The following is a 13,474-nucleotide window of genomic DNA, read 5'->3' on the forward strand; positions in this document are numbered from 1 at the left end:
CCAGTCTTTCCCCCACGAGGTATCGATGCGCGCCATCATCGCTCCAGCCGTTGTCCTGCTTGCGTTGACCGTCGGGTCGTCCGCCGCCGCCCAGTCCCAGAAGGCGACCAGTGCGTCGCAGGCGGTAGAGGAGTATATCCGTGCGGCGTCCGACAGCAATCTGGTCCGCATGGGCCAGCTCTTCGGCACCGACAAGGGAAGCCTCATCGGTCGTCGTGTGGAAGGCACCGACAAGCGGATGATGATCATCCAGGCCTACCTCCACGGCGTCAAGGTTCGTGCGCTCTCCGAGGTGCATGGCGCCAAGGGCAACGAGCGGATTGTCACGACCGAGATCGCCCGGGGGAGCTGCAAGGTCGTCTTGCCGGTCACGGCAGTGGAAAGCGGCAAGGAGGGGTGGCTTGTTCGCAACCTCGATCTCGACGCGGCCAGCAAGGTCAATCAGGCCTGCTCGGGTGGCGGCCGGCCCGGGAACTGATTCGCCTCCGGCGGCGTTTCCTCCGCGAGTGCACTACTCGGTGAGTTCGATCAGCACGCCGTCGGTGCTCTTGGGATGCAGAAATGCTATCCGGCAGCCGCCAGCTCCTGTTCGTGGTGTTGCATCGATCAGGGTGTAGCCTTGCGCCAGCGACGCGGCGAGGGCGGCATCGAGGTCGGGAACGCGGTAGCAGATGTGATGGATGCCCGGCCCGCGCTTGGCGAGGAAGCGGCCAATGGGCGAGTCCGGCTGGATCGGCTCGAGGAGTTCGACCTCGGAATCGCCAAACTCGAGGTGCACGATTCTGGCGCCATCGGCTTCTTCGGGGCCCCGGGTTGGCACCTGCAGGACGTCACGATAGAAGCGAAGGGCGGCATCCACGTCCGGCACGGCGATGCCAATGTGCGCGATAGTAGGCTTCATGGTGGGAACCTAACATGACGGGTGCGTCAGGAGTGATGAAATGAGCGGCAAGACCGTGGTCGTGACCGATGCGACCTTTGCAGATGAAGTGACCGGGACCAAGGGTCTCGTGATGGTCGATTTCTGGGCGGAGTGGTGCGGGCCGTGCCGGGCGATCGCCCCGACGCTGGAAGCGCTGGCCGAGGAATACGCGGGCCAGGTCAAGGTGGCCAAGCTTGATGTCGACTCGAACCAGCAGACTGCGATGAAGTTCAACGTCCGCTCGATTCCAATGATCGCCTTCTTCAAGGATGGTCAGCACGTCGATACCGTGGTGGGTGCCATGCCCCGCCCGGCGTTCGAAGCGAAGATCAAGCAGCACCTGGCCTGATCCAGGCCCCCCGACGGCGGCCCCGGCGAGATGACGCCGGGGCCGCTGTCGGCTTTCTTTCCCCACATGAGCTCCCCCGGCACCCTCTACGTCGTTGCCACCCCCCTCGGCCACCTAGGGGATCTTTCGACGCGCGCGGTCGAGACCCTTCGCACCGTGGACACCGTTGCGGCGGAGGACACCCGGCGCACGTTGGGATTGCTGGCGTCCATCGGCGCCCATCCACGGCTCCTCTCCTACCACGCCCATAGCGGGGCGAACCGTGCCGAGGCGCTGCTGGCGGTGCTCACCGCCGGGCGGGATGTGGCGCTGGTCACCGATGCCGGCACGCCGGCCATCAGCGACCCCGGCCATGAGCTGGTGGCGGCCGCTCGCGCGGCTGGCCTCACGGTGGTCCCCATTCCGGGACCGTCGTCCGTCGCGACAGCGCTCTCAGCCTCGGGACTCCCTGGCGACCGTTACCTCTTTCTTGGCTTCCTGCCACGGAAGGGGGTGGAACGAAAGCGGTTGCTCGAGCGTGCGGCCGGGGAGCCGTGGAGCGTCGTCCTTTTCGAGGCGGCGAATCGCCTCCCGGAGTTGCTCGACGATCTTGCAGCGGCGTGTGGCGCCGAACGGCAGGCGGTGGTCTGCCGCGAGCTCACCAAGCTGCACGAGGAATTTCGCGCGGGAACCTTGAGCGCCCTCTCGGAGCACTACGGGGAGACCGCCGCGCGGGGCGAGGTGACGCTGGTCCTGGCGGGTCGCGGCGATCATCTCGGCGATGATGAGCCCGTCGCCGACCCCGCCGAGATCATGGCCGCGGTGCGCAACGGACTCGCCGCGGGCGAATCTCGGAAGGATCTGGTCCGTATGGTCAGTACCCGCTTTGGTCTGCCTCGCAACGATGCCTACCGCCTGGTCATGGACGAATCATGATGCCTCGCGTCACCACCATGCTCCTCCTCGCCGTGGCGCTCGCGCCGCCGGCGTCAGGGCAGGTGGCGCGACCCGCCGCGAGTGCGTTGACGATCGGTCGGCTGCACTATGAAGGCGGCGGGGACTGGTACGCCAACCCCACATCGCTGCCCAATCTCCTCGCTGCCATCGAGGAACGCACGGCGCTACCCACCGCCGGGACGGAGCGCGTGGTGCGTCTCGCCGACGCCGATCTCTGGGACGTGCCGTATCTCTACGCCACCGGGCACGGCAACATCAGCTTCACCGATCAGGAACGGGCGACGCTCCGGCGCTGGTTGTTGCAGGGCGGCTTTCTCCACGTCGACGACAATTACGGCCTCGATGTCTCGTGGCGTCGCGAGGTGGCGAAGCTCTTTCCCGACCGACCCTTCGTCGAAGTACCGCTCGATCATCCGATCTACCACCTGGTCTACGATTTTCCGGCCGGCATTCCCAAGATCCACGAGCACGACGGCAAGCCGGCGCAGGGTTTCGGCATCTTCGTCGAGGGGCGTCTGGTCCTCTATTACAGCTATCAATCCGATCTGGGTGATGGCTGGGAAGATCCCGCCGTCCACAACGATCCCGCCCCGGTGCGCGAAGCCGCACTCCGGATGGGGGTGAATCTGTTTGCGTACGCCGTGGGATGGGGTGGATGAGCGACGCCCCATTGGAGCATGCGCTCGATGCGGCCGCGCGCCCACTGCGCGGGTTGCGCGGGCTGGCGCGCCTGCTGCCCGCGCTCGCCGCGGTTGCCAGCGGTGCGGCGTTGGTCGCGTGGTTGACGCGCGCTGGAGTTGTGGTGGGCCCGATCACGATCCTGGTTGGGTGGGTCGTCGCGGTGAGTCTGCTCGTGGCGGGCGTGATCGCCGCGCGTCGCGCGATCGCCGCGCTCGGGCCATGGCGGGTCGCGGCACAGCTCGAGGCCGACGGCGCGTGGCGACAGGGTGCCCTGACGACGGTGCTCGACGGGAGCGTCGCGGGAACGTCTGACGTCCTCCATCGGGCCGCTGGTACGGCACGAGCGGAAGAAGTGCGCAGCCGCGCGCGTGATGCATTGGGTCCCGCACTTGCGACCGAGCGTTACCGCGCGCGCATCGCCTCCGCGATCCTCGTGTTGGGCGTCGTCGCCCTCGCGGTCGCGCAGCCGCTGCGCGGGGCCCCGGCGCGCCTCTGGCGGCCGGTCGAGGCATGGCGGAGCCTCACCGCCCCGGTGCGGCTGATGGTGCGGGACAGCATCGTGGCGCGTGGCGCCCGCGCCACCCTGCTCGTCGAAGCAGTCGGGCAACGCTCCGCGGTTGTGGTGACCCGCAGCGCCGGCGAGGCGTGGCGGCAGGATACCATCGCGCTCGATGTCGACGGCCATGGCACCTTCGAGACGCCTCCGCTCGGCGCGGACCTCGTCGCCCGCGCCGAGGCGGGTGGACGGACCTCCGGGGAGCGGACCGTGACGGTGCGACTCCCCGCGTTTCTCGGCGCGTTGACCCTCACTGCGATCTATCCGCGCTACCTCGCGCTCCCCGACGAGGAGCTCGCGATCGCAGGCGACACGCTGGTGCTTCCCGAGGGCACGGCGCTTCGGCTCCGTGGGCGCGCCACCACGCCGATCGCCGCGGTCGGGCTCGAGAGCGGCACGCTCGCCTTTCCGTTGGGCGTGCAGGGCATGGCGTTCGAGGGGTCCGTCCAGCCGTCGCGCGATGGCCAGTACACCCTGCGCGTCTCCCTGCCTGGTGGAGGCGCGTTGGAGGGGGAACCACCGACGTTCGCGGTGCGGCTGGTCGCCGACAGCTCGCCGACGATCGACCTTCCCGTTCCCGGCGCGGACACCGTCGCACCGCCGTCGTTGCGACTGCCATTGGTGATCGCGCTGGCCGACGACCACGGCCTGACGGACGCCGGACTGGAATGGCGCCGTGGGGCCAAGGGTGTCACCACGCGCCTGCCGGTACCGTTGCCGACGGGCACCACCGATCGGGCGCTGCTCTCGAGCGCGCTCGACCTGGTGGCACTCGGGCTGCGCGCAGGGGACACCCTCTACTACACCGCCGTGGCGACGGACAACGCGCCGGCGCGCCATCGTGGTCGCTCGCGGGAGTTTCTGGTGCGGCTCCCGACCGAGACCGAACAGCGCGCGGCCCGTGCGCAGCAGACGGCCACGACGGCGCGAGGGCTCGACTCGCTGGCGGCCGCGGCGAAGCAGGCGCAGCGACAGACCGAAGACCTCGCACAGGAGCGGCAACGGCCGGCGGGGGCCAACGGCAGCAGCGACTCCGATCCGTTGGCGCTCGAAACGGCCCGCAAGGCCGAGGCGGCTGCGCAGGCGCAGAGCAAGGTGATGGAGGACGCCGCGAAGTTGCAGCACCAGGTCGACGCGCTGCGTCAGGCGGCCGAACGCGAAGGGCTCGCCGATTCAACGCTCGCGAAGCAACTGGGCGACATCCGCAAACTGCTGGACGAAGCGATCTCGCCGGAACTGAAGGCCCAGCTCGCGGAATTGCGGAAGGCGCTGGCCGATCTCGACGCGCCACGAACGCGAGACGCCCTGCAGTCGATGGCCCAGCAGCAGGCGAAGACCAAGGACGCCATCGAGCAGGCGCGCGAACTCTTCAAGCGCGCCGCGCTTGAGACGTCGCTCGCCACGATGGCGCAGGAGGCGAAGCGGCTCGCCGAGGCGCAGAAGGAGGTGGCCAAGCAACTCGGTGGTCGCGACAGCACCGCCTCGGCGGCGGCGGAACGCACCCTCGCCAAGCAGGCCGACTCGCTCGCGAATGCCCTCGATCGCGCAGCCGAGAAGGTGCCGACCGCCGCGACCAAGGAAGGGCTGCAGCAAGCCGCGCAGCAGGCCCGGCAGGCGCAACAGCAGATGCAGCAGGCGGCGCAGTCGGCGTCGCAGGGCGATCGACAGGAAGCGCAGCAGGGCGGGGAGCAGGCACAGGCCAAGCTCGACCAGCTCGACCAGAAGATCCGTGAGGAACGCGGCGAGATGCAAAAGCAAATGCGCGCCGAGACCGTGCGGGCCCTCGATCGCATTCTGGCGGAGACGGCACGACTTGCCGAGCGGCAGGTGGCGGTCGCCGATGCGCTGCGTCGGGGCGCACTCCTCGCGCCGGTGCGTGCGGAGGAGTCGGTGCTTGCCGAGGGTGCGGGGAAGCTGGTCGATCAGGCGATTGCGGCCGGAGCGACCAACGCCCTGGTCTCGCCGCGGATTGCGGGGGCACTCGCTGCCGCACGGCAGGCGATGCGAGGCGCCATCGATGCCGTGTCGACGGTGACGCCAAACTATCGCGCGGCCACCGAGCTTGCGGGCGACGGCGTCGATGCCCTGGCGGTGGCGGCCTTCTCGCTGCTGCGGGCGCGGGACAATGTCAGCGGCTCGCAATCAGGAAGCGGCGTGCAGGAGATGATGGAGCAGATGCAGCAGATGGCGGGGAAGCAGGGCAAGATGGCGCAGGACGCGGCCGGCATGATGGAGCAGGGCGAGAGTGGCATGCAGCAGATGATGCAGATGGCGATGCAGCAGCGGGCAGTGGCACAACAACTGGAGCGCATGAAGTCGCAGGGGATGCTCCCCGGCGCGGGGTCGCTCGCCCAGGAGGCCAAGGAGCTCGCCCGGACGTTGGAGACGGGGAAGCTCGATCGCGAGACGGTGCAGCGCCAGGATCGACTGTTCCGCAAGATGCTCGACGCCGGTCGCACCCTCCAGGGCGAGGAGAAGGACGACGCCAAGGAGCGGCAGAGTACCACCGCGACCGACGGTGCCCTCAAGCGCCCCGATCCGCTCGACCCGCGGCTCAAGAGTGGCGCTGACGACATTCGGCTCCCCGGATGGGAGGCGTTGCAACGACTCAATCCGGACGAGCGGCGCCGGGTGCTCGAGTACTTCCGCCGCCTGAGTTCGGGCACGCCATGAGCGGAGTGCTTCGTGCGGTGCTCCTCGCCGCGGCCTGCTGGGCGGGCGGTGCGTCCGCGCAACAGCCGCGCCCGCCTGCCGTCACGGAGCCACTGGCCCGGGCGGTGGCGGCCGAACGTCGGGGCGCCGATACGGAGGCGGCGGCGGCCTACCTCCAAGCGCTCAGTGTCCAGCCGGCGTCGGGGGAGGCGTTGCTCGGCGCCGAACGGATGCTGCAGAACCTCGGGCGCAGTCGGGAGCTCTTGCCACTCGCCGTGCAGGCGGTCGCCCACGATTCCACCACGGTCGCGATCCTCTCCATGGCGGTCCGGACCTTTGCGCGTGCCGGCCTGGTCGATTCGGCTCGGCGCTACGCCCTGCGGTGGTCCGCCGCCACACCCGGCGAGGACACCCCGTTCCGCGATTGGTCGGATGCGGCGATCGAGGGCCGCGATGTCCGCTCGGCGCGGGCCGCACTCGAGGAGGGGCGCAAGCGCCTCGGCGCGCTGGCGCTCGGCCCCGACTACGCCCAGGTATTGCAGATGGCCGGAGACTACGCGGCCGCAACGAAGCAGTGGATGGATGTGCTCGCCGTCACGCCCAGCTATCGAAACGGTGCGCTGATACTGCTCGGCCAGGCACCGCCGGCGCAGCGCGGGGTGGTGCGCGAGACGATCCTGCGCGACGGTGACGTTTCGGCGCGCCGACTGCTCGCCCTGCTGCAAGTCCGCTGGGGTGACCTCGAGGCCGGCTTTGCGCAGATGCGCGCCTTGCTCCCGGCCGATCGGGCGCAGGGCGTCGCCTTGCTGACCGCGCTCCTCGAAGAGCTGCGGGGCCGAACCGATCCACCGGCCCAACAGGTTCGGGGCGGCGCGCTCGAGATCATCGCCTCGCGGCAAGATGGCGCCGCAGCCGCACGGACCCGACTCGATGCGGCGAAGGCATTCGCCGACGGCGGCAACGAACGCGACGCCCGCCGATTGCTCGGCCTCGTCGCCGCCGATGCCAATGCACCCGCCGGCGCGTCCACGGGCGCTTCGGGAACGCTGCTCGGTGTGCTGATCGCCGAGGGGAAGGCTGCGGAGGCCGAGTCGGTGCTGGCGACGATGGCGGGGGCACTCGATTTCGACCAGCGCGACCAGGCCCGCCGCCGGATTGCGATGGCGTGGGCCAAGGGTGGGCAGTTCGACCGGGCCGATGCGTTGGTGGTCACCGATTCGTCGGTCCCGGGCTTTGATCTGCGGGGACGACTCCGCCTCTATCGTGGCGACCTCGCCGGCGCGAGTGCGCTGCTCAAGGAGGCCGGCCCGTTCGACGATGATCGTGAGCTCGCCGTGGCCCGGGTCACCATCCTCGCGCTGCTGCAGGCGGTCGGCAAGGACTCGGTGCCGGCCTTGGGGACCGCGCTGCTCAACCTCGAGCGGGGCGATTCCGCGGCGGCGCTGCGCGCCCTGACCGCTTTGGCCGACAGCCTGCCGGTGGCCGGTGGCGCCGAGACCCGTCTGCTCGCCGGACGGATCGCCGGTGCCCAGGGGGACACCGCCGCTGCCCGCGCGCTGTTGCTCGCGGCCGATACGATCGCCGCGCCCTCGACCGCCGCCTCGGCACGCCTCGCCCTGGCCGAGCTCGACGCCGCGGCCGGCAAGGTGACGGAGGCGACCGAGAGGCTCGAACGCTTGCTGATCGAGTTCCCGACCAGCGCCGTGGCACCGGAGGCCCGTCGATTGCGCGACGCGCTCCGGCGCACCGCCGGACCCGGGGGTGCGGGATGATCGATCGCCGCGATTTCCTGCGCGTTGCTCTCGCCAGTGGCGGCAGTGTGTTGCTCCCCCGCCGCGGGTGGGGGAGTGCACGGTCTGCGCGTGCGTCATTCCTGGTGCCGATGGACGATGCGCAGGGCGACCACCTGAAGGCGTACGGGGTGGCGTTTCGGGCGCTGGAGCGTGGCGAGAAATCGGAGTGGCTGCTCAACTACCGTGGCGGATCATTCCTGATGCCCGCAAGCGACGCCGTGCAGCGGGACGCCACGTTGGCCGGCGTGACGCTCGAGTCGGCGACCGACGGCGCGGTGGCGGAGATGCGAGCGCAGTTGCAAGGAGGCAACATGGACGCCGTGCCGTTGGAGAAGGCGCCGCGGATGGCGGTCTATGCCCCACCCAACGCTGCCCCGTGGGACGACGCGGTGACGATGGTGCTGGAGTACGCCGGGATCAAGTACGACCGTGTCTGGGATCCCGAAGTGATCGGGGGGCGGCTGACCAACTACGATTGGCTCCATCTGCACCACGAGGATTTCACGGGGCAATACTCGAAGTTCGTCCTGAACTACGCCGGTGCCCCGTGGCTGCAATCGATGATGGACCTGAATCGCGGGACGGCGCAGCAACTCGGTTTCGCCAACGTGCCTGCGATGAAGCGCGCCGTGGCGCAGAAGATCAGCGGCTTCGTGGACCGCGGTGGCTTTCTCTTTGCGATGTGCACCGCGACCGAAACGCTCGACCTGGCACTGGCCAGCGATGGTGTCGACATCGCGGCGGCCTACGCGGACGGGACACCGATGGATCCGCGCGCCTCGTCGCTGATGCACTGGGACGCCGCCTTGGCCTTCCAGGGGGCCACGCTCGAACAGTCGCCCTCGCTGGCGGTGTTCAGCGATATTGACGGCCACCAGGTCAACGGGGTGGCGCGGCAACCGCTCGGGGCGTTCACGCTCTTCAACTTCTCGGCAAAGATCGATCCGGTGGCGACCATGCTGGTGCAGAACCACCGGCAGGTGATCCCGGACTTTTTCGGCCTCACGACCTCATTTCGTCGGGATCGCCTCAAGCCCGATGTGATCGTGCTGGGTGATGAACTCGGGGCCCCGTGGGTCAAGTACATCCATGGGTCGCGGGGGAAGGGCACCTGGACCTTCTTCGGGGGGCATGACCCGGAAGATCCCCAGCACGCCATCGGCGACGCACCGACCGACCTTGCGCTGCACCCGGGGTCGCCCGGCTACCGACTGATTCTCAACAACGTCCTCTTCCCTGCGGCGAAGAAGAAGGAACTGAAGACCTGAACGATCGTCTGTCGCCGGCGGTGCGGGATGCACTGCGCCGGGAAATCAGCGCCGCCGATGGCAACGAAGTCTCCTTCGTCGCCACGCTCGATACCGACCGGATCATCACGGCCGTCCGCGTCGTCGCGCGCGGCACCGTCGATCGCGTGCTCGCGCTTCCGGGCGTGGCGCGCGCCGGAGAGATGTTGCTGCACAACCATCCGAGCGGCCACCTCGAGCCGTCGATGGCCGACCTCTCCGTCGCGGCCCGCGCGCACGATGACGGCATCGGCTTCGGGATCGTCGACAACACCGGGCAGCGACTGTACGTGGTGGTGGAGGTGCCGACCGCCCGCCTCGAGATCAAGCTCGACCCCTTCGAGGTGATCGAACAGCTCGGCGAGCACGGTCCGATCTCGAAGGAGCTGGGTGGCTACGAGGATCGGCGCAGCCAGCGCGACCTGGCCGCGCACCTCGTCGATGCCTACAACGATGGCGGCGTCTTGTTGCTGGAGGCGGGAACCGGCGTCGGCAAGTCGTTCGCCTACCTGGTGCCGGCGCTGGCCTGGGCCAAGGCCAATGGCGAGCGCACCGTCATCTCGACCAACACGATCAACCTGCAGGAGCAGCTGGTCGGGAAGGATCTGCCATTGCTTGCCCGTGCGCTCGGCACGGCGGAACACACCCCGACCTTCGCCCTGCTCAAGGGCTGGCGCAACTACCTCTGCCGGGCCCGGCTCGAGACCGCCAGTGCGAGTCAGCAGTCGCTGCTGGAGGGCGATCGGTTGCAGGAGCTGCTCGACCTCACGGCATGGGCATCGCACACCGAGGACGGCACCCTCGCCGACCTGCCGGCGCCACCGACCAGCGAAGTGTGGGACGAAGTGGCCGCCGAGGCCGACCTGTGCACGCGGCTGCAGTGCCGACATTTCGACAAGTGCTTTGTCTTCCGGGCACGGCGCCGCGCCGCGCAGGCAGACGTGGTGGTCGTCAACCACCACTTGCTCGCCGCCGACCTCGCCGTCCGCCAGGCGTCGGACAACTGGATGGAAGCCGCGGTGCTGCCGGCCTACCAGCGGATCATCCTCGACGAAGCCCACCACCTCGAGGACGTCGCCGCGTCGCACCTCGGCGTGCAGGTGTCGAGTCGCGGCATTCGTCGACTGCTCAATCGGCTCGAGCGAAACGGCAAGGGCCTCGTGCCCTCGCTGCAGCGCGATCTCGCCACGGCCGACGACCTGCTCTCGCGCGCGTCGCTCGACCTGATCCGCGATCGACTCGCGCCGGCCGTGGCGGAGGCGCGCCGTGCCGCCGAGGGCCTGGTGCTGCGGCTCTTCGGCTTCCTGGAACAGCAGGGGAGCGGGCAAGTGCGGCTCGACGACACCTTCGGGTCGCAGGCGATCTGGACCGAGGGGTTGACCAACGAGCTCGAGGCGACCGTCCGCTCATTTCAATTGATTGCCGAGGTGACCGAGACGATCGCCGACCGCTTGGCGCAGGCCGAGGGGACCGAGCGTCGCGAGCAGTTGCTGATGGAGTGCCGTGGTGTCATCCGCCGCCTCGACTCCGCGGCGGACGGGCTGAACATCACGTTGCGTCCCGCGGTGGGCCGTCCGCCGGAAGTGCGCTGGATCGAACGGACCGGGCCCAAGGGGCAGGCGCTGCAGATGGCCGCGGTGCCACTCGACCTGGCACCCACGCTGCGCGCGCTGCTCTTCGACCGCGTGAAGACGGTGGCGCTCACGAGTGCCACGCTGGCCACCGGCGGCGACTTTTCCTTCCTCTCGTCGAGGATCGGCCTTGGTGGCAGTGATTCCCCGATCACGCTGGCCGAGGTGTTCCCGTCGCCGTTTGACTACGGCGCCCAATGCCTGCTCGGCGTGCCGGAGGATGTCCCCGATCCGCGCGAGGACGAGGCCGGCCACGACGCCGCCATCGTCGACGTGGTGCACGACCTCGCCTTCGCCGGCGATGGCGGCATCTTCGTGCTCTTTACGTCGCATGCGGCCCTGCGCCGCGCGGCGGTCACGCTGCGTTCGGTGCTGGGTGAACGATTCCCCATTCTGGTCCAGGGGGAGGGACAGCGCGACCACCTCCTGCGCCGATTCCGCGAGACCGGCAACGCCATCCTGCTGGGTACCGATTCCTTCTGGGAAGGCGTAGACGTGCCGGGTCGGGCGCTCCGCAGCCTCGTGCTGGCCAAGCTACCTTTCAAGGTTCCGGCGGAGCCGATCACTGCGGCCCGCCTGGAGCGGATCGCGGAGCAGGGCGAGGACGGCTTCTCCGGCTATCTGCTCCCGCACGCCGCGCTCAAGCTGAAGCAGGGCTTCGGCCGGCTGATCCGCAGCGCCCAGGACGTCGGCGTGGTGATCCTGCTCGACCGTCGTGTGGTGACGAAGCGGTATGGCATGATGTTGCTCGAGGGACTGCCGCCGGCCGACCGCGTGATCGGTCCCTGGAGCCAGGTGCGCAGCAAGTGTGAAGACTTCTTCGCCCGTCACGGGATCGGAGCGGCACCATGATGGTGGTTCAACCGAGCAAGATCGTCTGCGTCGGTCGCAACTATGCGGCGCACGCCAAGGAACTCGGCAACGAGATCCCGAAGAATCCGATGCTCTTCTTCAAGCCACCCTCGGCGCTGCTCGCGCCGGGCGGTACGATTGTCATCCCGTCGGTCTCTCAGCAGGTGGAGTACGAGGCGGAGATCGGCGTGGTGATCGGGACGCGCGCCTCGAAGGTCTCGGCAGCCGACGCCATGCAGTATGTGCGCGGCTTCACCTGCGGCAACGACGTCACCTGTCGCGACCTGCAAAAGCCGGACGGCCAGTGGGGACGCGCCAAGGGATTCGACACCTTCTGCCCGGTGGGGCCGGTGGTGGCCGAGGGTCTCGACTGGACCCGGCTCGAGGTGATCGGTCGGGTCAACGGGGAAGAGAGGCAGCGCGCCCCCGTGAGCGACATGATCTTCTCGATTCCGGTGCTGATCGAATACATCAGCGGCATCATGACCCTCGAACCCGGGGATCTCATCCTGACCGGAACACCGGAGGGTGTGGGGCGGCTCCACCCCGGGGACGTCGTTGAAGTCGAGATCCCCGGCGTGGGGATCCTGAGGAATACCGTGGCGGGAGGGGACGCATGATTCAGATCAGCGATCGGGTCGGACAACTGCCGGGATATCCTCTCGCGAAGATCCCGACCATCAAGCGTCGCCTCATCGAGGCCGGCGTCGATGTGATCGACCTGGGTGCGGGCGATGCGGATGGCCCGCCGCCCAAGGCGGTGGTTGATGCCTTGAAGGCCGCGCTCGACGTCACGGCCAATCACAAGTACGGATTCCAGCAGGGGCTCCCCGCCTACCGTGAAGCGGCGGTGCGCTGGGTGGAGCGCCGCTTCGGCCAGCGATTCGATGCTTACACGGAAATGCTGCCGTTGATTGGCTCGAAGGAAGGACTCTCGCACCTGCCGATGGCGGTGTGCAATCCTGGTGACGTCGCGATCATTCCGGAGCCCGGCTATCAGGCCTACATCGGCGGTTCAATGCTCGCCGGTGCGGAACCGGTGGTCGTGCCGCTTCGCCCCGAGCACAACTTCCTGGTGGAGCTCGACACCCTCCCCGAGGAGACGCTGCGTCGGGCGAAGGTGGTGTTCGTGAACTACCCGAACAACCCGACCGCCGCCGTGGCGTCGCGCGAATATCTCCAGCGCCTGGTCGCGGCGTGCCGTCGCCACGATATCGTCCTGGCGTACGACAACCCGTACTGCGACCTGACCTTCGACGGTTACGTGGCACCGAGCATCTTCGAGATCGAGGGCGCGCGCGACGTCGCCGTCGAGTACTTCTCGCTGTCGAAGTCGTTCCAGATGACGGGGTGGCGTCTCGGCTTCGTGGTCGGGCGCTCGGAGCTGATCACCGCGCTCACGAAGGTGAAGAGCTACGTCGATACCGGGCCGTTCCTGGCGTTGCAGGCCGCGGGCGCGTGGACGCTGGACCACGCCGAGGAGCTGGTGAAGCCGATCGTGGCGGAGCTCCAGGTGCGTCGCGATGCCGCCGTCGAGGCGCTCCGGGCGCAGGGATTCACGGTCGAGGTGCCGATCGCCGCGATGTACCTCTGGATTCCGTTGCCCCCGGGGATCGCGTCGGCGGATTTCTCGACCCGCGCGCTGGAGGAGGAGGGCGTCGTGACGATGGCGGGGAGCGGCTTTGGTCCGGGAGGCGAGGGCTTCTTCCGGATTGCCCTCACGCAGCCTGCGCCGCGGATCCGGGAAGCGGTGACGCGTCTTGGGCGCACCCTCGCGGCGTGCCGGGACGCGGTTGCTCTCGCCCAGGGCTGAGCG

The 13,474-nt window shown here is 68.9% G+C and carries 11 protein-coding genes; 10 read left to right on the plus strand and 1 reads right to left on the minus strand.

The window, feature by feature from the left end:
- The first annotated feature begins 25 nt into the window (after positions 1 to 25).
- Positions 26 to 478 (plus strand): hypothetical protein, encoded by a 453-nt coding sequence (locus IPP98_14610; GenBank protein ID MBL0180328.1) that lies wholly within the window; start codon positions 26 to 28, stop codon positions 476 to 478.
- A gap of 33 nt (positions 479 to 511) precedes the next feature.
- Here the strand turns inward: IPP98_14610 and mce are convergent, their stop codons facing one another.
- Entirely contained in the window at positions 512 to 901 is a 390-nt protein-coding gene (gene mce, locus IPP98_14615) for a methylmalonyl-CoA epimerase (GenBank protein ID MBL0180329.1), read from the minus strand.
- 40 nt (positions 902 to 941) lie between these two features.
- Here mce and trxA point away from each other — a divergent pair, with 40 nt between their 5' ends.
- From trxA to IPP98_14660, 9 genes are all read left to right on the plus strand, one after another.
- Positions 942 to 1,271, plus strand: a complete 330-nt coding sequence (gene trxA, locus IPP98_14620) for a thioredoxin (GenBank protein MBL0180330.1) — start codon at positions 942 to 944, stop codon at positions 1,269 to 1,271.
- A gap of 45 nt (positions 1,272 to 1,316) precedes the next feature.
- Entirely contained in the window at positions 1,317 to 2,186 is an 870-nt protein-coding gene (gene rsmI / locus IPP98_14625; GenBank protein MBL0180331.1) for a 16S rRNA (cytidine(1402)-2'-O)-methyltransferase, read from the plus strand.
- Entirely contained in the window at positions 2,183 to 2,866 is a 684-nt protein-coding gene (locus IPP98_14630) for a DUF4159 domain-containing protein (protein ID MBL0180332.1), read from the plus strand. The genes rsmI and IPP98_14630 overlap by 4 nt, the downstream gene beginning before the upstream one ends.
- Positions 2,863 to 6,117 carry a hypothetical protein gene (locus IPP98_14635; protein MBL0180333.1) on the plus strand — a complete coding sequence of 1,085 codons (3,255 nt, stop codon included), beginning with the start codon at positions 2,863 to 2,865 and terminating at the stop codon, positions 6,115 to 6,117. The genes IPP98_14630 and IPP98_14635 overlap by 4 nt, the downstream gene beginning before the upstream one ends.
- A complete protein-coding gene (locus IPP98_14640) occupies positions 6,114 to 7,868 on the plus strand; it encodes a hypothetical protein (GenBank protein MBL0180334.1) in 1,755 nt (584 codons plus the stop codon). Before IPP98_14635 ends, IPP98_14640 begins: the two co-directional genes overlap by 4 nt.
- Before the next feature lie 110 nt (positions 7,869 to 7,978).
- Entirely contained in the window at positions 7,979 to 9,157 is a 1,179-nt protein-coding gene (locus IPP98_14645; protein MBL0180335.1) for an asparagine synthetase B, read from the plus strand.
- Positions 9,158 to 9,177: 20 nt separating this feature from the next.
- Positions 9,178 to 11,658 carry a helicase gene (locus IPP98_14650; GenBank protein ID MBL0180336.1) on the plus strand — a complete coding sequence of 827 codons (2,481 nt, stop codon included), beginning with the start codon at positions 9,178 to 9,180 and terminating at the stop codon, positions 11,656 to 11,658.
- Positions 11,655 to 12,278: a fumarylacetoacetate hydrolase family protein gene (locus tag IPP98_14655; protein ID MBL0180337.1), complete on the plus strand. Its 624-nt coding sequence runs from the start codon at positions 11,655 to 11,657 to the stop codon at positions 12,276 to 12,278. Before IPP98_14650 ends, IPP98_14655 begins: the two co-directional genes overlap by 4 nt.
- Positions 12,275 to 13,471: an aminotransferase class I/II-fold pyridoxal phosphate-dependent enzyme gene (locus IPP98_14660; GenBank protein MBL0180338.1), complete on the plus strand. Its 1,197-nt coding sequence runs from the start codon at positions 12,275 to 12,277 to the stop codon at positions 13,469 to 13,471. The genes IPP98_14655 and IPP98_14660 overlap by 4 nt, the downstream gene beginning before the upstream one ends.
- Positions 13,472 to 13,474 lie beyond the last annotated feature (3 nt).

Source organism: Gemmatimonadota bacterium (assembly GCA_016720805.1).
Lineage (GTDB): Bacteria > Gemmatimonadota > Gemmatimonadetes > Gemmatimonadales > GWC2-71-9 > Palsa-1233.